The sequence below is a fragment of the Bacillus sp. SH7-1 genome (assembly GCF_008042405.1).
Taxonomy (GTDB): Bacteria; Bacillota; Bacilli; order Bacillales; family Bacillaceae_G; genus Bacillus_A; species Bacillus_A thuringiensis_N.
Genome location: NZ_QNUD01000052.1, coordinates 1 through 20865, shown reverse-complemented (window position 1 = coordinate 20865; position 20865 = coordinate 1). Strand labels below are relative to the sequence as shown.

Below are 20865 nucleotides of genomic sequence, written 5' to 3'. Positions count from 1 at the left end.
ATATATATCAGAATATTTTTTGGAGGTAGAAGAATGGCAAAAGTTACTGTAGGAACCGAAAATCAAACACCCATTGAACTATATTATGAGGATTATGGTACAGGGAAGCCAGTAGTATTAATTCACGGTTGGCCATTAAGTGGCCGATCTTGGGAATACCAAGTTCCTGCTCTCGTTGAGGCTGGATACAGAGTCATAACTTATGACCGTCGAGGGTTCGGGAACTCTTCTCAGCCATGGAATGGTTATGATTATGATACATTTGCTACTGATTTACATCTGTTACTAGAGCATATGGATCTCCAAAATGTCACACTGGTCGGATTTTCAATGGGGGGTGGAGAAGTAGCTCGCTATATCGGAAACTATGGCACAAAAAGAATAGAGAAGGCTGTATTTGCAGGAGCTGTACCACCATTTCTTTACAAGTCAGCAGATCATCCTGAGGGAGTATTAGATGATGCAGCAATTCAAGGGTTTGAAAATGGAGTGAAAAATGATCGCCTAGCATTTCTTGATGAGTTTACGAGAGGATTTTTTGCTGCTGGAGATAGAACTGACTTAGTTAGTGAACCATTCCGGCTTTACAATAGAGATATTGCAGCGGGTGCATCGCCTAAAGGAACACTAGACTGTATCGCTGCTTTCAGCAAAACGGACTTCAGAGGAGATTTAGCCAACTTTAATATACCCACCCTTGTTATTCATGGTGATTCAGATGCAACTACTCCATTTGAATATAGTGGGAAGCTAACACATGAAGCAATTCCTAATTCTAAGGTAGCTTTAATAAAGGGTGGTCCACATGGGATTAATGCAACACATGCCAAAGAATTTAATGAAGCACTGCTATCATTTTTAGAAGACTGATTACAAATGAATAATTGTTAACTGATAGATTAGGGGCATTTTAGGTTCTGTTGCAAAGTTTGAAACAAAATTAAAAAAGGAGTGTTTTATTATGAGTAATTTAGAATTGTTAACACCGGAGAACAGTGTAGTAATTTTGATCGATTTTCAGCCTCAAATGACTTTTGGAGTTGCAAGCATTGACAGACAAACATTGATTAATAACGTTATGCTGCTTGCTAAATCAGCAAAAGCTTTTAACGTACCTACTATTCTTACTACAGTTGAAACACGCAGCTTTTCTGGTTATTTTTGGCCACAAATTCTTGACATATTCCCAAACCATGAAATTATAGAACGTAGTTCAATGAACTCTTGGGAAGATTCAAAATTTGTTGAGGCAGTTAAAGCAACAGGTAGAAAGAAATTGATATTTGCAGCACTTTGGACTGAAGTTTGCCTTGCATTCCCTGTGCTTGAAGCAATTAAAGCTGGCTATGAAGTTTATGCAGTTGATGATGCTTCAGGTGGTACTAGTTTGACAGCACATAACGCTGCTATGCGTCGTGTAGAACAAGCTGGAGCAATTCCAGTGACAGCAATTCAAGTTTTACTTGAATACCAACGTGACTGGGCACGCAAAGACACTTATGATGCTGTTATGGAAATTGTGAAAGAGCACACTGGAGCTTATGGTCAAGGTGTGGAATATGCATATACTATGGTACATGGTGCGCCTGCAAGCAGAAAAAAGTGAAACAAGAAGGAGTAGCTCATACAGGGAACATGATGGATGCTGGCGGTCTTCATTATAATATGGAAATGCTTAGAGAGCAGGCAAGGTGTACACATACTCCTCAGTGGGTGAGAGTAGTTGGAGGTTGGTCTGAATTTCAATTTAAAGAAAGACGGATGCCAACTTTGGAAAAGATTGAGGAAGCAACCGTTGAGTCTCAGGGACTCAATTTTTAAAACCCTTTTTGGAACGATTATTCCGGAATGTGTCAAAAATCTAAAAATCGGAAATATAGAAAGATCATTATTATGACTCAAAGATTAACAACAGCTCTTTGTTCCATCAAAAGCCAAGCCAGGCTTTTGATGGAACAACTGCATGTCGCTGGAGACCGATTTACATTCTATGGTGGCGGTGAGCGTGGCTCCATCGATTATTCAAGCATCGATGGAATGGGTGCGGATACTTCGGGATGATGGGAATCCGAATGTCAATGGCTCATTATGGCCCAATTCGGCCGACATCCACAGTGGAACTTTTCAATGATTAAAGTATCTTATTACTTTTCATTTAGAAATATGGAAGAAACTTACCAAGGTTTTGAAAGGAGAATTTATTGTGTTAAATTTTGATTTTTATAACCCAACACGCATTGTATTTGGTAAAGATCGACTTCACGAACTTGACAAACTGGTGCCTGCCAATACCAATGTATTAGTTCTATATGGCGGGGGAAGCGTTAAAAAATTCGGGACTCTCGATAAAGTAAAAGAGGCTCTTGGAACACGTAATGTATTTGAATTTGGCGGAATTGAGCCGAACCCCGCTTACGAAACATTGGTAAAAGCAATTGAGCTCGTACGCAAAGAGAACATTGACTTCTTGCTTGCGGTTGGTGGAGGATCTGTTATTGACGGGACGAAATTTGTGGCAGCTGGAGCTCATTTAGAAGCCGATAACTTCTTCGACATATTTAGCGGAGGGCAAGTAAAGCCAGCGAAAATTACGAAGGCTGTCCCGTTTGGTGTCGTGTTAACGATACCAGCAACAGGATCCGAAATGAACTTTTACTCCGTCATCAGCCATAAGGGACAAAAGAGCAAACTGCCGTTTTTCAGCGAATTGGTATTCCCGCAGTTCTCCATATTGGATCCGACAATTACGTTTACACTGCCTAAACATCAAGTGGCTAACGGTATTATCGACGCCTTCTCGCATGTATTTGAGCAGTATCTGACTTACCCGGTTGATGCGAGGGTGCAAGACCGTATCTCCGAAGGTCTTTTCCAAACCTTGATTGAAGTGGGTCCTCAAACTGTTGATAATCTGCAAGATTACGAAGCAAGGACTAATCTTGTATGGAGTGCGACGTCGGCGCTGAATGGTACCACTGGTGCTGGAGTACCGCAAGATTGGACCTCTCATATGATTGGCCATGAGCTCACGGCGCTTTATGGAATTGATCACGCACAGACGATGGCTGTTGTTATTCCTGCCGTGATGAAGGTGCGTCGTCGACAAAAATACGCTAAATTACTTCAGTATGCCGATCGTGTCTGGAATATTCGCGAAGGCAGCAAGAATGAACGTATCGATGCAGCGATTCGACAAACACAAGATTTCTTTGAAAGCTTAGGGGTAAAAACCCGACTCTCCGATTACGGCCTTGGTGCTGAAAATATTGACGAAATCATCAACCAGTTAGAGTCCCACGGTATGACCGCTCTATCTGAAACGCAGGATGTTACCTTAGATGTAAGCCGCAAAATATTGGAGGCTGCGCTGTAATTTTCCGGGAAGCAACCGTCGAGTCTCAGGGACACGGTTTTTAAAACCCTTTTTTGGAACGATTATTCCCGAATGCATCAAAGATCTAAAAATCGAATAATATAGGAGGATCATTATTATGACTCAAAGATTAACAACAGCTTCCGGTCATTATGTACCTGTAGGAGGCAACGTAACCTTGTATGTGGAAGATGTCGGCGAAGGGAAGCCGGTTGTGTTCATACATGGCCTTCCTGTCGGGCAAGCCATGTATGAATACCAAAGAAACGTTCTTCCGTTCAAAGGAATTCGTTACATCGGTATTGATTTGAGAGGTTTCGGGAAATCTGACCGCCCGTTCAACGGCTATTCGTACAATCAGTTTGCGGATGACATTCGCCGGGTGTTTGAGCAGCTGGAGATTGAAAATGCGACACTGGTCGGCTTCTCGATGGGCGGGGCCGTTGCGGTGAGATATATGGCAAGACATCAAGGTTATGGCGTTTCCAAGCTGGTTCTTGCCTCCGCCGCTACGCCTCTCTTCACGAAAAGACCGGATTATCCTTACGGCTTGCCGGTTGATGTTGTGGAGTCCCTTGTAGAAGCTGCACAGCAGGACCGTCCACAGCTGATTGAAGGCTTCAACAGCTCTTTGTTTCATCAAAAGCCGAGTCAGGCTTTTGTCGACTGGTACAACCGCATGTCGCTGGAGACCGATCCCATAGCTCTTGCAATGTCGCTCAAGAGCCTTGCTTATGAAGATTCGCGGGAAGAATTGGCCCAAATTCATGTGCCGGTTCGTATTTTCAAAGGCAAACATGATACAATGCCTTTTGAGCCTCAGATTAACGGATTTCCAGACGCGGAAGTCATCGTGTTTGAAGAAAGCGGCCATGGACTCGTGTTTGAAGAGAAGGACAAGTTTAACGCCGAGATCCTGAAGTTTGTATAAGCTTAAGTGAAACCGGAGTTTCACGCACCTGTTTTGCCGCGTAAGATTGTTTTGAGAAGAGGTGGGTTATGAGCAGAAATAAAAGTTTTGAAATTCCAAAAGTATTGGATCTGGCTATCGACGTGTTTTGGCATAAAGGGTACGAGGGTTGTTCCATGAAGGATTTGGTGGAGCAGATTGGACTTAGCCGAAGCAGCATTTATGAGACGTTTGGAAGTAAAGAGGACTTGTACCTCCAGGCGCTGGAGCGTTACGACCAGCAATCCAAAAAGCAGCTGGCAGCTATCTTATATGAACAAGGGTCGGCGAAAGAACTTCTGCTGCGCTATTTTCATGAGGTCATCGAATATACGCGCTGCAGAAGCTGCTTTATGGTGAATGCCTCGTTAGAGCTGGCAGCTTCCCATCCGGAGGTATTTAAGCGGGTCCAAGCCAATATGGCTGAGAATGAGGAAGTCTTTTACCAATTGTTGGAACGTGCGGTACAGACCGGTGAGCTGAAGGAAACCTGGAATTTGAAAGCATTGGCCCAATACCTGGTTAATGTTATGCACGGGATTACGGTGACCACAGTAACGGCGGAACGTGAAATGCTGGATAATATTGTGCGCAGTTCGCTTTTCTTTCTGCCGTGAGACAGAGCACAAGGGTAAACAAGATAAAGAGCTGTACTTCGGTGTGCAGCTCTTTTGTTTTATATAAATGGGTTCAGCTCGACCTTCTCCCGAGAGGGCCATAGCCGACAATACGAAGGCTGTATCCTGATGAAATTAATAATATAATTTCGACTTTCACGAATTTATAATCGTACATATCCGTTCTTATTTTTCCTAATCACACCATTTAAAAGAAGCGGTTCTGTTGCAAAGTTTTTTTAACAGATAGAAAGTTAGGGTGAATACAGTTGAATCTTATGTGTTGTAATTCATTATACGTTGAAAAAACTAGGTTTGGCTGCAAACTTCGTTTTCGTTTATATATAGCATGAATCGTTTCGATTCCTTTCAAGGTACGCGAAGCATGACGAAGACTTTGAAATCCTGCAGATTTGGCAAAGCGGCGTTTTACATGCCTATGGTCCTGTTCTATGAGATATTACAGACATCATGGGACCAAAATCAAATGTTGATATTCACTTTATTCCCGAAATACCATACAGCTTATCTGGAAAAGTAAAGATTAGACAACTTCAAAATATATTAGCATAAAAAAATTGAATAATGGGAGATGATACAAATGAAGAATAATAGATTCATGTTAGGAATCATTATGTGTTTAATAGCGGTACTATCATGGGGAGGAATGTTCCCCATTATGGGGGATGCTTTAAAAATAGTGGATCCATTTTACTTTACAGCTCTTCGTTACGTTACCGCTACTGTTGTATTTGTAGTTTTATTACTAGCTATCGAAGGAAAAAAATTTATAAGTCCGGAGGGAAAAAGCGGAAAACTATTGTTTTTTGGAACTATGGGGTTTGCAGGGTTTAATTTTCTAGTATTTTTAGGTCAAAAATTGGCTGGGCCATCTGGTGCTGTAGTTGCTTCTATTATGATGGCAGTACAACCACTTCTAGGCGTAATGGTTAACTGGTTAGTAAAACGTGTTAAACCAAGTGGAGTAACATTGACTTGTATGTTCGCATCTTTAATAGGAGTAGTCTTAGTCATTACAAAAGGGGATTTAAGTGTATTATTTTCTGAAGATGCTAATTTATTTGCGGAGCTTTTAATTCTAATCGGTGCTCTTTGCTGGGTAATTTATACAATGGGAGGGAACTATTTCCCAGGTTGGTCACCACTTCGTTATACAACATTAACATCTTTCTTCGGTTCTATTTCTATTGTAATTATTGTAGGTTTAGCTACAACTTTAGGGTGGTTAAAAATGCCAACTCTTACAATGGTATTTGATGTATCCGGAGCATTATTTTATATGATCTTTATTGCTGGTGTATTAGCAGTATTCTGTTGGAATCTTGGTAATAAAATAATTACACCAATCAATGGAATCTTGTTTATGAATATGGTTCCAATTACTACATTTATTATTTCAATTATTAATGGTTACAACATGCCAACTGTAGAAGTATTAGGTGCATTAATTACCATTGTAAGTTTAATTGTTAATAATATTTATTTACGTAGACAAGCTAAATTAACTGCGCTCAAAGCAGCTTAATAAAATATTTTTAAAGGGGTTAATTATTATGGTAACTGATTTTAAAAATGAACCATTAACAGATTTCAAATTAGAAAGTAATGTTGCAACATTTGAAAAGGAGCTAAATAATGTTAAACAACAATTTGGTAAACATAATAAAGCTATTATAGCTGGTGCTTTCGTAGATACAGGTGAACAGTTAGTTTCAATAATGATGTAATAAATAGTGGTTCCTAAAGGCATTATTCAGAACTCTGTTTTTCCTTATTATACCATTTAGGAGAAGTGATATGTTGTGTAATCTTGGTTGTATACATGAAAGGTTAACATAAGTCATCATTATCAGTAGTCAATAATGAATAGAATTTTCGTTTTGGGGACACTTCAAGCTATGGTTGAATTTTCCACGAACTTCCGTTCTTGTTGTCTACATGCTTGATATTTTATTTATTTGTTTTTAAAAATAAGCATACCAAATAAACCTGGATAAGGTATATTTTTAAAGATTATGCAGGTTTCTGCTTTAAATTGGATACAGTAAACTGATAAACGACACCTAAAATATCAAAGACTGTCTTTTTCTCATATCGATGGGATTTCCGTCCGTTTTTCTGTAAGATGTCAAACAGACGAAGGGAAATTTTTGATACATCTTGGGTGTCTTTTTGTATAGCTTCATATACTAAGTACAGATGATCTTGAATCATGTAAATAGCTTTATATTCACTTAATTCTTTTTGCTTTTTATGTAGTAATAGTTGTCTCATTTTGAACATAGTTGAAGAACAAAGAAATGAGCTAAAAATACATAAATAAATGTAGGGATATAAAATTTTCGTTAGTATGCAATAATGCATGTTCATTCAGCGAAAAAAACTGGTAAAATCTAAGCACCTGTTCTATTTTTTCAGTTATCTTGGAAACCTTACTTCTTATTTACCCAAATGGGAGGCGCTTTATCGCGTCTTTTTTTTATTTTCAAAAGGATCAGCTCAATTTCTTCTTAGAGCCGTATTTTAATTTAAATGTGATACCATAGTTGTATATAGACAACTATGGAAGTAATGTCTAGAAGTCATAGCAAGACATGCTGGACCACAATCTTTTAAATCATGCTGTTGTATCCAATTAAAATTTTTTAACACACTTTTCCAACCTTCTTTCTAAAACATTAAAAAATAACATTTAATAGTAATATCAATTAATATTTTCTTTATAAAAAACTTCACAACCTATTTTTTCCGAATGATCCTTTACTATAGAATTAGCATCATAAGAATAAATTAAATAAAAAATTAAAACATCCCCTAATCCTCCTAAAATCATAAAAGTACCTAAAATAGTTATAAAACCATTACCAATTAATAAACCTATAAAAGTAGGTAAAATACCCAAAATAACAATAGGCATCAAAATTGAAATACGATAAGCATTTATTCCTATTGCCTTTTTACAATGAGCATAAGGAGTTAAAGATTTCCATACTATACCGAATTTGATATCAGACCAATTTACTTTACCAAAAAAATTAAATCCAATTGCATGTAACAATTCATGTATAATGATAGAAACAAAACTTATTAAACAAACTAATACAAATTGCATAGAATTTTCCCATGTACTTACTCCCCAAATAAATCTATACAAAAAAAACACAAACAAAGTAATTATAATTGAAAAGAAAATCATTATTTTATTAGCTTTTTCTACAGTAATAGTTGCATCATCTTTAGAAAGATTATTTAAATTACTAGGTTCCCAATTCATTTTAAATTCCCCTATTCTTTTTATATTTATTAAATATTCCTATTGCTTTTTTACAAATAGTATCTATGGGGTCACACGACCGAAAAAAGAAAATTGTACGTTAAGGAATATTTTTAAATAAAAAAGGCAGTTCTTTTTTATTTAAAGAGTCGCCTTTTCAACTTTTTAAATATCCCTAATTTTCCATATAAAGCGACTTGACTTACACCTATTATAGAATACTTTACCTTGATATCCTTTTCAGAGGATGGGTATAGGTGCGTTAACCCCTCATTATATTTACTTACTTATTTACCATAAAAAAAGCTATTCGTTTCTATGAATATATAGAAAGAATAGCTTTTTGTTAGATTGATTGTGAATTATTAGTCCTTATTACTTTGACCGTCTTTTACATAAGATAAAGACTATACAAATAATGAAACAAATCAAATTATGTATAGAAATTATCCAAAAGTCACGTGTAAAAAATGTAACGGTTATAGTTAAAGAAAGATTGGTTAAAGCAATCAAAAGATAAAAGGTTATATCAAGTTTGCTCCATTTCCTCCGATTAACAAAAATATAAATCAATCCAATTATAGGGACAATAAAACAAACTAAAAATCTAAATATGTAACTTGAATATTTTGTTTTTGAAGTTTGAGTTTTCATTTTTACTCCTTTGCAGTTGATGATGTAACTACAAAAATTATATGAAATTTCTAACCAATTAACCAGTAAAATCTATTGATTACAGTAATAGGGTGATTGATTTAGTGATCCACCATGCAGCTGTTGGATTACCAACAACATCTAATACACCAGCATAAATCGCATCTTCTAAAGCGCCAGTATAATGTTCTACTCTGTTTGCGATAGTAATTAAGGCACTTTGTCTTCCTAGTCTATCTTTTACAGGACCTGGAAGCTCATTCCATAATTTTTTAATAGCTTTAGCAGCCCAACTTAATTTTCCACGAGTTTCAAAACCACTATCATCTTTATTAGCTGCGGCATCTAAAAACACTTGTTTTTCTTCGGGTGTTAAATTGAAATATTCGGAAATTCCTTCAATATCTTTAAGGTCCGAAGGACTAATAGATTGAACTAAAAGGTTATTTTCCATTGTTGTTTTTAGATTGAAATTAACTGTCTGTACAGGTGCTTGTGCTGTGTGCTTTGGTACATTGTTACCTACTTCTTCAGCCGCAGCTTTTGTACTAATGAATCCAGTAGATAGTAAAGAAACTGTTAGTGCACTTGCAATGATTTTTTTGCTTTTCATAATAAAATTCCTCCCTAATTTAAATCTAAAATTAAATATTAAGTTATCCAGTTATTGTTAAACTTAACTATTTGAATGTAACATGCACTACTTGGAAAGTGCAATCATTTTTTACAAAAAAGGAAAAAAAGATTAATATTTCCATTTTTTATCAGGTTAAATTTTAATCACGTGAAATAACTTGTTTCTCGATGAAATGATCATTTTTCTTGATATTGACAATCTTGGAGGCAAATGATATTTTTTTCGTTGTAACTTTATATTTAAATATAAGATTTCAGGAGGGGAATTTATGTGGGATTTAAAACGAATGAAAAATTTTAAGAGGGTAAAAACAATAGTTCTGTTTATGGTCTTGTTGATTTTTTTACTACCTTATGACTTCGTTAGTGCTGCTGAAGAAGATAATTATTACACTATTCTACTGAAAGAAACGGATAACTATAATGATGTAGTCAGATTGGCAGAGAAAAATAATATAGAAGTTGTCTATTCTATTGAGGAGTTAGGGCTATTACAGGTGAAGGGGAATGAAGAAAAAGTCAAAGTGTTGGGTGAAAACTCATTAATTGATACATACAATCCATCTTTACGGACATTAGGCTCAAAAATGAATATGGAAAAAGAGATGGAAACGAATCTGCAAGGTTCTTTATGGGATAAGCAGTGGGATATGCATGGGATTACAAACAACGGAGAAAGTTATAAGATATATTCTGGTTCTAAAAATGTAACGGTTGGTATTATAGATTCAGGATTAGATATGGAGCATCCGGATTTAAAAAATAATATTGTAGGAGGTTCTAAAAATTTAGTTCCGAAAAATGGATTTCGCGGGAAAGAGCGTGATGAATCAGGGGATTCCAACGAATTAACTGATAAATTAGGGCATGGAACTCATGTTGCAGGGCAAATTGCTGCTAATGGAAAATTAAAGGGAGTCGCACCAAATGTAGGGATAAAATCATATAGGGTATTTGGGGAAAGAACGGCTGAATCTTTGTGGATTGTTAAAGGGATTATTGAAGCTGCTAAGGATGATGTAGATGTTATTAATGTGAGTTTAGGAGACTATTTAATTGATGGTGTAGCTTATCTTGAACAACAAGGCTCAAAAACGAATATTGCTGAAATTAAAGCATTTAAAGATGCGATTCAGTATGCGGAAGAACAGGGAAGCATTGTTGTTGCAGCTGCTGGGAATAATTCGCTTGATGTAAATGATAAAGATGTAATGTATAAATTTTTGCAAAAAAAACTACGGAATGATGGCATAAAATTAGATGGAGAACTCTTAGATGTTCCGGCATCCTTACCAGGTGTGGTGACGGTTTCCTCTATAGGACCATCGAAGGAACTTTCTCTGTTTTCTAACTTTGGAGATGGATTTATAGATATTGCAGCTCCAGGAGGAGATAATAGATTATTTAAACAGTTCGATTTTAATATTTGGGACGAGCAAAAAATGTATGAGAAAGAAAAAGTAATTAGCACTGGTCCAGATCAAGATTATTTTTATGATGCAGGAAACTCTACAGCAGTTCCGAAAGTATCGGGTGCGTTAGCGTTAATAGTGGGGCAACGAAATTTAAAGGATAAACCTAATCAAGCGGTGGAATATTTGTATAAATGGGGAGTGGATCCTGTTGAAAACAGGAGGAGTTTATTCGGGAATGGAATTCTTAATGTGTATAAAGTGGTGAATTCATAAGATTCATGAATAAGTAGTGGGAATTTTTACAAGTGATTTTATCCATTTTTTTATATTTGTATGTATTTATTTGCGATAAATACCAGTTCAGAGGTTGACTATAAAATCGTAAAATTATTTGTGTTTAAGGAAAGATTGATAAATCAAGTAATCGTAAAGCAGCAGAATAAAGCAGAAATAAAAACACAGGGAAAATCATTTTCTCTGTGTTTTTATTTCATAATTATATGTAAAAATATTCCTTAATGTACAATTTTCTTTTTTTGATATGGTGGCCCCTATTTAGAAAAGAGGTTGGCATGTCTTTAAGTAGATATATACAAAGTGAAAAAATTAGAGAAGCTAAGAAACTTTTAGTTTTAACAGACTATTCTCTATCTGATGAATTACCATATATCAATAAACTTCGATATTGATATAAAATCTGATATGTTATTCGAGGTTTTAAATAGTTTAAATAAATTTATGAGGGAACTGAGATGGAACAATGATTTTTTTAAAAGTTATTGCATATAATTAATTAATTAATTAATACTCCTACCCCTAAAGGGTCAGCTGACTAACGTCAGTGGGATTCTTGCTACCAAAGGAGAAGTCCATTTCTGGCATCGCTGACGTGCAAGATTGCGGTGTGCTATCACCTAACTAAGAAAAATCTGATATGTATCAAAGTGTGTACCTATCTTCAAAAATTATAATTGTAATCAACAAATAAGAATGATCTGTGAGAAAACTTAGGGAAAAAGGGAGTGGAGAAATTTTGATACATCAATATGAATTGAATTTTTCAGTGATGTATAGTGGTAAAGTATCAAGCTCACAATCTACGGTGATTCCAGCAAGTTCTTTAGAAGAAGCAAATGAAAAATTACTATCAGAAGTAAAGCGGCGATTAGGGGATTGTAGTATAGAAATTAATTCAAAAAGTTTATATGTTTCAGAAGATAGCCGATATACCATTGAATAAGATAATAAAAAAGTTCCCTAGAAAGGGAGCTTTTTTATAGCAACCTGACAAAATGGATATATATTAATTAATTTTTTTATGCTTATAATATCTATTTGAGTATTTCACCGGATTTACCGACATAATAAGAGTTATGTCCGTCCCGAATAGATAGAAATTTATTTTCTTCATCTTTTGTAGCTGTATGAATAAAGTAATATCTATTTAAGAAGCACCTAAAAATAAAAATTTTACATGTAATTTTAAAAATATATATAGATTTATTTATGACTTATTTGTATAGTTTAACTGTCTGTTATTTCTTTTAATTCATTTGTGTATATCATTTCTTGAGTGCTCCAGCAATGGAGCCTTTTTTATGTATTAATCTATTTTTTGTCCGTACCTATATGAGCTTTCTCTTCTTTAATTAAGGGTTCCATCCTATGTTCATCAATTTAGTATTTTGAGGTATTCATAAAATCAAAAAACTTTATAACTATACAGTTATTTATAAGGATTCAGCTCTTTATGAAAGATTGTATTTCTTAGCTAGATGGCAAGACGATAGATTAACTTTTATGAGCAATTTAGAAGTATTTTGTGAGAAGTATAGGTTTACTAAAGTAATCATTTTATACTCCTTGCTATAAAAATAATGATAATGTTTAATTTTTCTTATTTTATTTTTTTTATAGGATAAATTTTGTAGCTAGTCAAAAATTAGAAGAAACGATAGAAAAACTTTAAAAAATAACGAGTAAATTTAAAGTATAATAACAGCTTACTTATTTTATATTTAACAAAGATCGCGTAGAAGAATTAGAGGAGCCAATGAAGAGATGAAAAAAAGGAAAAGACTATTGGATTTATGGAAAACAATCACATTATTAGTGTGTACAGTTGTAATGTTTTCTTTACTTGTGACAGATATATTAATTAGTCATAATGTAGAACGGGTAACAGAGGATAGCCAAGCAGAGAAAGCAAAAATAATTGCACGTATTGTGGCGAATGATTCAGTTGTAATCGATGGTTTAACTGGCAAAGCAGATACTTCCGCAATCCAAACGTATACAAATAGGATATTAAAAAATACAGATGTTCAATTTATTGTCGTTATGGACATGGGCGGAATAAGAAAGTCTCACCCAGATCCAAAGAAAATAGGTCATCATTTTATTGGAGGAGATGAGGGACCTGTATTGAAGGGACAGGAACATGTTTCACTTGCAGAAGGAACTTTAGGGGTTTCTATGCGAGTATTCGTACCTATTTTTGCTGAAACAGGTCAGCAACTTGGTGCGGTCGCTGTTGGCATTTCAGCTGATAATGTGAAAGAGAGTGTGAAAAAAAGTAGACATATTATTTATATCGGTGTTGGAGTAGGAATATTAGTTGGTATTATAGGGGCGATATTGCTAGCTAGACATATAAAGAAAAGTTTATTTGGTCTTGAGCCACATAGGATAGCGAAAATTCTTGAAGAAAGAAATGCGATGTTACTTTCGGTGAAAGAGGGTATTATTGCTGTAGATAAAGATGCCAATGTAACTTTGATAAATAATGAAGCAAAACGAATATTAAAGAAAGGTGGACTTACAGGAGATATTATCGGTAAAAATCTTGAAGTGTATACGCCAAATTCACGTATAAAAGAAGTGTTGCAAACAGGAGATGTACAATTAAACGAGGAACAAACTGTTTATGGGATTACAATTGTTACGAATCGTGTTCCTTTATACGTAAAGGGAGAAATAGTTGGCGCAATTGCAACATTTCGTGATAAAACAGAGATTAGACAATTAGCAGAAGAACTAACTGGCATTAAGCTATATGCGGAAGCATTACGGGCTCAATCTCATGAATTTATGAATAAAATGCATGTCGTTTTAGGGCTAACACATATGAAACAGTATGAAGAATTGCAGAAATATGTAAGTCGTATGGTATCAGAACATCAATATGAAATTGGTGGGGTTATGAAAAGAATTAAAAGTCCAGTATTTGCTGGTTTTTTACTGGGTAAACTTAGCTATGCTAGGGAGAAAAATATAAAGTTAATTATAAGTGAAGAATCGGACTTACCAGATATATATGATGATTGTATCATCCATGAACTTATTACGATTGTTGGAAATTTAATTAATAATGCATTTGACGCAGTAATGAATTGTGAGAAAAAACAAGTTGAAGTTGGAATAGAACATGGAGATGCCTTAATGATAACAGTACAAGATACAGGCAGTGGAATACCAGAAGATATGCTGGATAAATTGTTTACAAAAGGTTATTCCACAAAGGGAGATAATCGCGGTTATGGCTTATATCTTGTAAAAGAAAGTACACAGCGAATAAATGGGGAGATTTATATTCATTCATCGTTAGGAGAGGGAACAAAGATAACAATTGAAATACCTAATAGTAGGGATGAGGGGCAAATATGATTAAAGTTTTAATTGTAGAAGATGATCCGATGGTAGCAATGTTAAATACACATTATTTAGAACAAGTAGGAGGGTTTGAACTTGTTCAAGCAGTTAACTCAGTTAAAGAAGGGATAGAAGTATTAGAGAAATCGCAAGTAGATTTGGTATTACTTGATATTTTTATGCCTGAAGAGACTGGATTTGAGCTTTTAATGTATATTCGGAATCAAGAGAAAGAAATTGATATTATAATGATTTCAGCTGTACATGATATGGGGAGTATTAAAAAAGCATTACATTATGGCGTAGTAGATTATTTAATTAAACCCTTTACATTTGAAAGATTTAAAGAGGCATTAACTATATATCGAGAAAAACTTACTTTCATGAAAGAACAACAAAAAATTAGTCAATCGGAATTAGATTCTTTAATTTTACAAAAGGAAAAAAGAGAGCCTATTGTCACTAAAGAGCTTCCAAAAGGGTTAACGAAACAAACGTTACAATTAATTTGGGAGAAAATTGAGTCACTGAATGGACGGACGTTTACAACAGATGAAATGGCGCAATTAGTAGGGGTTTCAAGAGTTTCTATTCGAAAGTATGTCATGTTTTTGACTGAAATCGGAATATTAGAGAATAAAATGATGTATCAGCATGTGGGAAGACCGGTGAGTCAATTGAGATGTATTGACCAAAATAAAATAAGTTTTTACGTATAAGTGACTTATGATAAGTCGCTTATATTTTTTAAATTTTTTGTTAAGAGATGTGAGAATACTCATTTAGTAAGATAAGGAAATTGTCGAAAAAAAGATATAATTGTCAAATTATATTGCAGTAAGACTTGTTCGATGTTAAATTCTTATTAATAAGAAAAAAGGAAATGAGTTCGTTTCATTCTCATACCTTATCTTTTGTAATTATTTAGTATAAACAGGGTTGAAAATTTCTTTCTTCTGGTATGTTTTATATTTATTAAACTATAAAAAGATTTCCAAGTTAATATTTCTGAAATTTCAGAAATATTAACTCGCCAGGAGATTGAAATTAATTACATTCATTCAACAAAAGGAGTTTAATGGAACAAATTGAAAAAGAAAGGATTATTTATATGCAGAAAAGGAATCATTATATATTTCAAAAACCGATGAAAGTACTTGCGACATCTGCTATTTTGACAACTACATTATTTACACCTATTATAACAAACAATTTAAATGTACACGCTGAAACAGTTAATCAACAAACTACAAACCAGTATGAACTACGGGAGTTTGACCTACCAGCTACAGGAAGCTATCAGGATGAAGCAACAAGAGAGAGAAGAAGTGAACAAAAAACCTATACACCAACTGGAATTTACATACAACCGAATGAAGAAGTGACAGTTGAAGTATCAGGAACGAATAAGATTAGAGCGATTATTGGAACACATGGCTATGATAAAGAATGGGGAAAAGAAATTAAACTTTCTCCTGGTACGAATAAGATTTCATCTCCAAATGGTGGGTTATTAGGACTTGATAATAATCAAACTACAGGAACAGTTAAGGTGAAAGTCGCACAAGGCGGGAGCCATGTCCCGTTCTTTGAATTAGGAAAGCATACGAAAGCAGACTGGATTGCGATGATGGACAAGTATCCAAATGCACATGCTGTTCAATTAAAATCAAAGAAAGCAGTACTTACGGTTACTCAAGATAGTGCAAAGAGGCATATAGTAAATCAAGATCCTATCCCATTATTAGAAACATATGATGAAATGATTCGAGCACAAGATAAAATATCTGGATTATCTGAAACAGATCCTAATCCTTTACATCGTTCGACTCAACGTATTTGGGCCTTTATAGAAAACCCTAACAGACCAACATGGGGCATGTATGCAAGTCTAGATGGAGGTGCATTTACTACTGCTGGTAACGCGATCGAAAGTGCTTTAAATGTAAATAAATTTGGATGGGGACAAATGCACGAAGCGGGACATGCAAGACAACAACATCCATGGACGTGGAATGATTTAAGAGGGATGGGTGAAGTAACTGTTAATCTATATTCTTTAGCTGCACAAAAGCGATTATTCCCGAATCAACCGACACGCTTAGAAAAATCAGGTGATTACGATAAAGCTTTTGCATACTTAAAACAAACAGATAAAGACTATAAAAATATTAATGACTTGTTTGTGAAACTTGTTATGCTTTGGCAACTTCATCTCGCATATGGTGAAGATTTTTATCCGAATCTTCACAAATTATATCGAGAGTTACCAAAGGATCAACTTCCAAAAACGGATGAAGAAAAAATTCAAGCATTTATTTACAATACATCCAAAGTAGCGAAACAAAATGTACTCCCGTTTTTTGATCAATGGGGACTGAAAGCATCGCAAGAAACGCGACAAAAAATAGAAGCTTTGAACTATCCGATATTAACCGCACCTATTTGGGAAGCCACAGATTCTAAACCTGTAATTGTAGAAGAAACTCCAGATATGAAACCGAATTTTACAGTACCTGTTGGAGCGACAATTAATATAGGTGATTCATTCGATCCAATGTCAGGAGTGTCTGCTACTGATAAGGAAGACGGAGACCTTACTAATAAAATAACAGTTGAAGGTAAAGTAGATACCTCTAAAGCAGGAACTTACGAGTTAACTTACACAGTTAAAGACTCTAAAAGTCATAAGGTAAACGCAAAACAAACGGTAACGGTTAAAGAGAGAGAAGAAATAAAAGATGAGCCGCCATTACTAAAAGTACCCTCAGAAACTACAATTTCGGAAGGAGATAAATTCGATCCAATGAGAGATTTAAGTGTTACTGATAAAGAAGATGGTGACCTTACATCAGAAATAAAATATGAAGGTGAAGTAGATACAAATACACCTGGCACTTACACGATTAAATACACAGTTAAAGATTCTGCAGGTCATTTGGCAACTCAAAAACAAACTGTAACAGTTAAAGAAAAAGAAAAACCTATTGAGATTCAAGAGCCTGAGTTAACTGCACCTACTGAAGTGAATATGAATGTAGGAGACAAATTTGCACTAATGTCTGGGGTTAACGCTATTGAGAAAGAAGATGGTGATATTACTGATAAAGTAAGACATTTTGGTGAAATAGATATATTTAAAACTGGTACTTCCGAGGTAAAATTCCTTGGTCGTAACTCTGGTAGTAATGAGGTAATTACAATACAAAAAGTGGTAGTGAAAGATAAAGAAAATGGTATTAATAATATCTCTAACAACAGTAATTCTGATGGAAAAGAAGATACGTATAAAGAGCTTCCAAAAGCAGGTGCAACTACAAATAACAGTGCAGCAATAGGCATATTGTTGGTTCTTGCAGGTATGATAATTACTTTTGGTTGTAAATGTAAAAAGGTACTAAAATAGTAGTACCTCAGTGCATTTAATAAAAGTAAGACTGGATCAGGAGTTCAAATTGAAACAATGGAAAGATTGACACTCCCACGTCTAAAGAAGGACTAAAGTCCTGCGTGGGCTTTCTCGTATCGTAAATTCTGTAATTTTTTTGTTACCTTCAAATGAATCAGCTATATGTTAAAATATTTATATTCCTCCTAATCAATTCATGTGATTAGGCGTGCCCTAAAGAGCCCCTATCTCCTAAGGGCTCTTTTCATAAAATCTATTATTCTATCTCATTTCTTTACTCTATCAAGCAAATTGAAGCATACCCACAAATTATTATCCTCAATATCAGATGCCTTGAAATCTCTCTTCAGGATATTAGGTACTTCCCCCTAGATACGAGAAGTATTAATCCATTATTACCACTGTTTATAATTGTGTATTTTTTACATAATTAAAATTGATTAACTATCTGTTTTTCAGTATTTATTCTCACAAAGATATCAAGTATACATTAGTTCTTCGCCAAGATTCCCTAAATGAAAATATATCCATAGGGAAGCGTGTAGAACCTTGCTATAACGATAATAAAAAAATACAGCTAATATATGTTACCTATATGCCTGCATTGCAATTGTAGGATTAGCAAAAATAAAATAATAATTTGGAAATGCTGCATAAATTGTATGAACAAATATTAATAATCCTATCTATTGATGAAGAGAACTAAAAAAAGAAGTTGTCCCTAAAAAGTCGTTTTTTAACGAATTTTTGAGACAACTTCTTTTCTCACATATTTTAAGTTAAATTTGAGAGTAAAATAAAATTAAGCATGTTATTATTTTGTAGAAATTCCTACATACGATGAAATATCAACCTTTAATGCTTCTGCTAAGCGAATACCATATTCGCGATCTGCACGGAAGAAGTTACAAATAGCTAGTAGTTTCGTACGTTCATTTACGTCTTTTAAGTCATTAGTTAAGTTTGCAATTAAGTTGTCTTGCTCTTCTTTAGAGAATGAACGATAACGCTCACCGGCTTGTTTGAAGTCGTTCGGTTTCTCATTTTTTTCACGAGATACATAGCCTCCTACTCTCATAGTTGAATCGCGGTATGCTGAGTCTTCAACTGGATTTTCAGTATGGCGGCTCGGTTCATAGTTTATTGTAGATGGGTTTTGATTTACTTGCATCGCACCATCACGTTGTTGATTACGAACAGTTGCGTATGGGCAATTTACAGGGATTTGTAAATAATTTGCACCAAGTCGGTAACGCTGTGTATCTGGGTAAGAGAATAAACGACCTTGTAATAGTTTATCTTCAGATGGTTCAATACCAGGTATAGTTGCACTTGGTGTAAAGGCTGCTTGCTCTACTTCCGCAAAAAAGTTTTGTGGGTTACGATTTAGTGTCATTGTCCCTACTTCAATGAGTGGGAAACAATCTTCTGGCCATACTTTTGTTGGATCTAATGGATCGAAATCTAAAGAATCCATTTGATCTAATTGCATCACTTGTACGTGTAGATCCCATTTTGGATGATTTCCTTTTTCAATCGCATCGAATAAATCGCGAGTTGCATGATTGAAATCTTTACCTTGTACTTGTTCTACTTCTTTTGCACTTAAATTTCGTACACCTTGCTGTGGTTTCCAATGATATTTAATGTAAACAATTTTACCTTTTGCATTAATCCATTTAAATGAATGGACTCCGAATCCTTCCATTTCACGATAGTTGGCTGGTGTACCATAATCAGAAAATACCCATGTCATCATATGAGTAGATTCTGGTGTTAACGTCATAAAATCCCAATAACGATCTGGTGTTTGAATATTTGTATCAGGTGCTGGCTTTAAAGAATGCACCATGTCAGGGAATTTAATTGCATCACGAATGAAGAAAACTGGTAAATGGTTACCTACGATATCGTAGTTTCCTTCTTCTGTATAAAATTTAACAGCGAACCCACGCGGATCACGTGCTGTCTCGGGAGAGCCTTGGCCATGAATAACTGTTGAGAAACGAACGAATACAGGCGTCTCAGTTCCTTCATTTTGTAAAAATGCTGCTTTCGTATATTGCTTCATGCTATTTTTCGTAACGAATACACCATGAGCACCTGCACCACGTGCGTGTACAACACGCTCTGGAATACGTTCACGATCAAAGTGAGCCAATTTTTCTACTAAATGATAGTCTTCTAATAATACCGGTCCACGGCGACCAGCTGTACGAGAATTTTGGTTATCTCCAACTGGAGCACCTTGGTTTGTTGTTAAGCGATTATTTGGATTCATGAAGTGGAACCTCCTATTTATAAACGATAATTATTTTCTTATAATAATTATTATAATTTAATATATATTTAGTTTTATTGCTTGTCAATAATTAAAAATCGTTTGTATTTCATTTTTTGAAATAGGGTCCGTGAATTAATCTATAAATATATCTTTTATATTTACCATAGCGAACCTAAAATACTATGCAATAAATCCATTTGGACAATAAACAAAAGAGTCATAACCTACTTTATATAAATCTCAAGTCAAGTCTTGTACATCCAATTAAATCTATGACTCTGTTTTATCACCTAAAATTCCCCAACCGATTAGTAACCTTTTAAACTAGAGCATACTAATCACGCATCTTTTCTACAGTTTCATTCCCCTTATATTTATATAAATTAATCCGTATGAGTACTCGTCCATCATTTTTGAATTTTTTTCAAACCCTCTCCAGTGGTAACTATATGCTCAACTAAGTAATTATTACATGTTGTGTAGTATGTATATTAAGTTGTAATTATTATAAATTGATAATTGATAAAAGTAAATAATTTGTCGATAAATGTCATGAAAAAACCAATATCAATTCTTTTTTTA

General features: G+C 34.7%; 15 protein-coding genes and 4 pseudogenes. 13 read left to right on the top strand and 6 right to left on the bottom strand.

Annotation, left to right across the window (positions count from 1 at the left end; translation table 11 throughout):
- The first annotated feature begins 33 nt into the window (after positions 1-33).
- From DN390_RS28480 to DN390_RS28455, 6 genes and pseudogenes are all read left to right on the top strand, one after another.
- Positions 34-870: an alpha/beta fold hydrolase gene (locus tag DN390_RS28480; protein WP_147809127.1), complete on the top strand. Its 837-nt coding sequence runs from the start codon at positions 34-36 to the stop codon at positions 868-870.
- 91 nt (positions 871-961) lie between these two features.
- Positions 962-1606: a hydrolase gene (locus DN390_RS28475; protein WP_147809126.1), complete on the top strand. Its 645-nt coding sequence runs from the start codon at positions 962-964 to the stop codon at positions 1604-1606.
- Positions 1607-1635: 29 nt separating this feature from the next.
- Positions 1636-1803, top strand: a pseudogene (locus DN390_RS28470) (amidohydrolase); the annotation flags it as partial.
- A gap of 400 nt (positions 1804-2203) precedes the next feature.
- Positions 2204-3373, top strand: coding sequence for an iron-containing alcohol dehydrogenase (locus DN390_RS28465; RefSeq protein WP_147809124.1), 1170 nt, complete (start codon positions 2204-2206; stop codon positions 3371-3373).
- A 118-nt stretch (positions 3374-3491) separates the two neighbouring features.
- The gene (locus tag DN390_RS28460; protein WP_147809123.1) at positions 3492-4304 is read left to right on the top strand and encodes an alpha/beta fold hydrolase; all 813 of its coding nucleotides are present in this window, start codon (positions 3492-3494) and stop codon (positions 4302-4304) included.
- 68 nt (positions 4305-4372) lie between these two features.
- Positions 4373-4939: a TetR/AcrR family transcriptional regulator gene (locus tag DN390_RS28455; RefSeq protein ID WP_147809122.1), complete on the top strand. Its 567-nt coding sequence runs from the start codon at positions 4373-4375 to the stop codon at positions 4937-4939.
- A 208-nt stretch (positions 4940-5147) separates the two neighbouring features.
- Here DN390_RS28455 and DN390_RS28450 read toward each other — a convergent pair.
- Positions 5148-5396: pseudogene (locus DN390_RS28450) on the bottom strand (DDE-type integrase/transposase/recombinase); the annotation flags it as partial.
- 144 nt (positions 5397-5540) lie between these two features.
- Here DN390_RS28450 and DN390_RS28445 point away from each other — a divergent pair.
- Together DN390_RS28445 and DN390_RS30915 are read left to right on the top strand one after the other, a co-directional pair.
- The gene (locus tag DN390_RS28445) at positions 5541-6485 is read left to right on the top strand and encodes a DMT family transporter (protein WP_147809121.1); all 945 of its coding nucleotides are present in this window, start codon (positions 5541-5543) and stop codon (positions 6483-6485) included.
- Between the two features lie 28 nt (positions 6486-6513).
- Entirely contained in the window at positions 6514-6687 is a 174-nt protein-coding gene (locus tag DN390_RS30915) for a hypothetical protein (RefSeq protein WP_179955795.1), read from the top strand.
- Positions 6688-6973: 286 nt separating this feature from the next.
- Here DN390_RS30915 and DN390_RS28440 read toward each other — a convergent pair.
- From DN390_RS28440 to DN390_RS28420, 4 genes and pseudogenes are all read right to left on the bottom strand, one after another.
- Positions 6974-7288, bottom strand: a pseudogene (locus tag DN390_RS28440) (IS4 family transposase); the annotation flags it as partial.
- Between the two features lie 240 nt (positions 7289-7528).
- Positions 7529-7612, bottom strand: a pseudogene (locus tag DN390_RS31730) (cysteine peptidase family C39 domain-containing protein); the annotation flags it as partial.
- Between the two features lie 52 nt (positions 7613-7664).
- A complete protein-coding gene (locus DN390_RS28430; RefSeq protein ID WP_001103976.1) occupies positions 7665-8234 on the bottom strand; it encodes a DUF3267 domain-containing protein in 570 nt (189 codons plus the stop codon).
- A 733-nt stretch (positions 8235-8967) separates the two neighbouring features.
- Positions 8968-9501: a hypothetical protein gene (locus DN390_RS28420; RefSeq protein ID WP_139889360.1), complete on the bottom strand. Its 534-nt coding sequence runs from the start codon at positions 9499-9501 to the stop codon at positions 8968-8970.
- Between the two features lie 292 nt (positions 9502-9793).
- Between DN390_RS28420 and DN390_RS28415 the strand changes: the two genes are divergently transcribed.
- The 5 genes from DN390_RS28415 to DN390_RS28385 all read left to right on the top strand — a co-directional run bounded on the left by DN390_RS28415 (position 9794) and on the right by DN390_RS28385 (position 17996).
- The gene (locus DN390_RS28415) at positions 9794-11212 is read left to right on the top strand and encodes a S8 family peptidase (RefSeq protein ID WP_147809119.1); all 1419 of its coding nucleotides are present in this window, start codon (positions 9794-9796) and stop codon (positions 11210-11212) included.
- 760 nt (positions 11213-11972) lie between these two features.
- A complete protein-coding gene (locus DN390_RS28400; RefSeq protein WP_000581809.1) occupies positions 11973-12179 on the top strand; it encodes a hypothetical protein in 207 nt (68 codons plus the stop codon).
- An 821-nt stretch (positions 12180-13000) separates the two neighbouring features.
- On the top strand, positions 13001-14605 hold the full coding sequence (locus tag DN390_RS28395) for a sensor histidine kinase (RefSeq protein ID WP_147809118.1): 1605 nt from the start codon (positions 13001-13003) through the stop codon (positions 14603-14605).
- Positions 14602-15309, top strand: coding sequence for a response regulator (locus DN390_RS28390; protein WP_147809117.1), 708 nt, complete (start codon positions 14602-14604; stop codon positions 15307-15309). Before DN390_RS28395 ends, DN390_RS28390 begins: the two co-directional genes overlap by 4 nt.
- Positions 15310-15701: 392 nt before the next feature.
- Positions 15702-17996 carry a M60 family metallopeptidase gene (locus tag DN390_RS28385; RefSeq protein ID WP_147809152.1) on the top strand — a complete coding sequence of 765 codons (2295 nt, stop codon included), beginning with the start codon at positions 15702-15704 and terminating at the stop codon, positions 17994-17996.
- 817 nt (positions 17997-18813) lie between these two features.
- Here DN390_RS28385 and DN390_RS28380 read toward each other — a convergent pair.
- A complete protein-coding gene (locus DN390_RS28380; RefSeq protein WP_147809116.1) occupies positions 18814-20280 on the bottom strand; it encodes a catalase in 1467 nt (488 codons plus the stop codon).
- Positions 20281-20865 lie beyond the last annotated feature (585 nt).

What these genes read in the sequence shown, in the direction of transcription:
- DN390_RS28480 (WP_147809127.1), top strand. Translation starts at nt 34, where the DNA reads ATGGCAAAAGTTACTGTAGGAACCGAAAATCAAACACCCATTGAACTA.
- DN390_RS28475 (WP_147809126.1), top strand. Translation starts at nt 962, where the DNA reads ATGAGTAATTTAGAATTGTTAACACCGGAGAACAGTGTAGTAATTTTG.
- DN390_RS28460 (WP_147809123.1), top strand. Translation starts at nt 3,492, where the DNA reads ATGACTCAAAGATTAACAACAGCTTCCGGTCATTATGTACCTGTAGGA.
- DN390_RS28455 (WP_147809122.1), top strand. Translation starts at nt 4,373, where the DNA reads ATGAGCAGAAATAAAAGTTTTGAAATTCCAAAAGTATTGGATCTGGCT.
- DN390_RS28445 (WP_147809121.1), top strand. Translation starts at nt 5,541, where the DNA reads ATGAAGAATAATAGATTCATGTTAGGAATCATTATGTGTTTAATAGCG.
- DN390_RS30915 (WP_179955795.1), top strand. Translation starts at nt 6,514, where the DNA reads ATGGTAACTGATTTTAAAAATGAACCATTAACAGATTTCAAATTAGAA.
- DN390_RS28430 (WP_001103976.1), bottom strand. Translation starts at nt 8,234, where the DNA reads ATGAATTGGGAACCTAGTAATTTAAATAATCTTTCTAAAGATGATGCA.
- DN390_RS28420 (WP_139889360.1), bottom strand. Translation starts at nt 9,501, where the DNA reads ATGAAAAGCAAAAAAATCATTGCAAGTGCACTAACAGTTTCTTTACTA.
- DN390_RS28415 (WP_147809119.1), top strand. Translation starts at nt 9,794, where the DNA reads ATGTGGGATTTAAAACGAATGAAAAATTTTAAGAGGGTAAAAACAATA.
- DN390_RS28395 (WP_147809118.1), top strand. Translation starts at nt 13,001, where the DNA reads ATGAAAAAAAGGAAAAGACTATTGGATTTATGGAAAACAATCACATTA.
- DN390_RS28390 (WP_147809117.1), top strand. Translation starts at nt 14,602, where the DNA reads ATGATTAAAGTTTTAATTGTAGAAGATGATCCGATGGTAGCAATGTTA.
- DN390_RS28385 (WP_147809152.1), top strand. Translation starts at nt 15,702, where the DNA reads ATGCAGAAAAGGAATCATTATATATTTCAAAAACCGATGAAAGTACTT.
- DN390_RS28380 (WP_147809116.1), bottom strand. Translation starts at nt 20,280, where the DNA reads ATGAATCCAAATAATCGCTTAACAACAAACCAAGGTGCTCCAGTTGGA.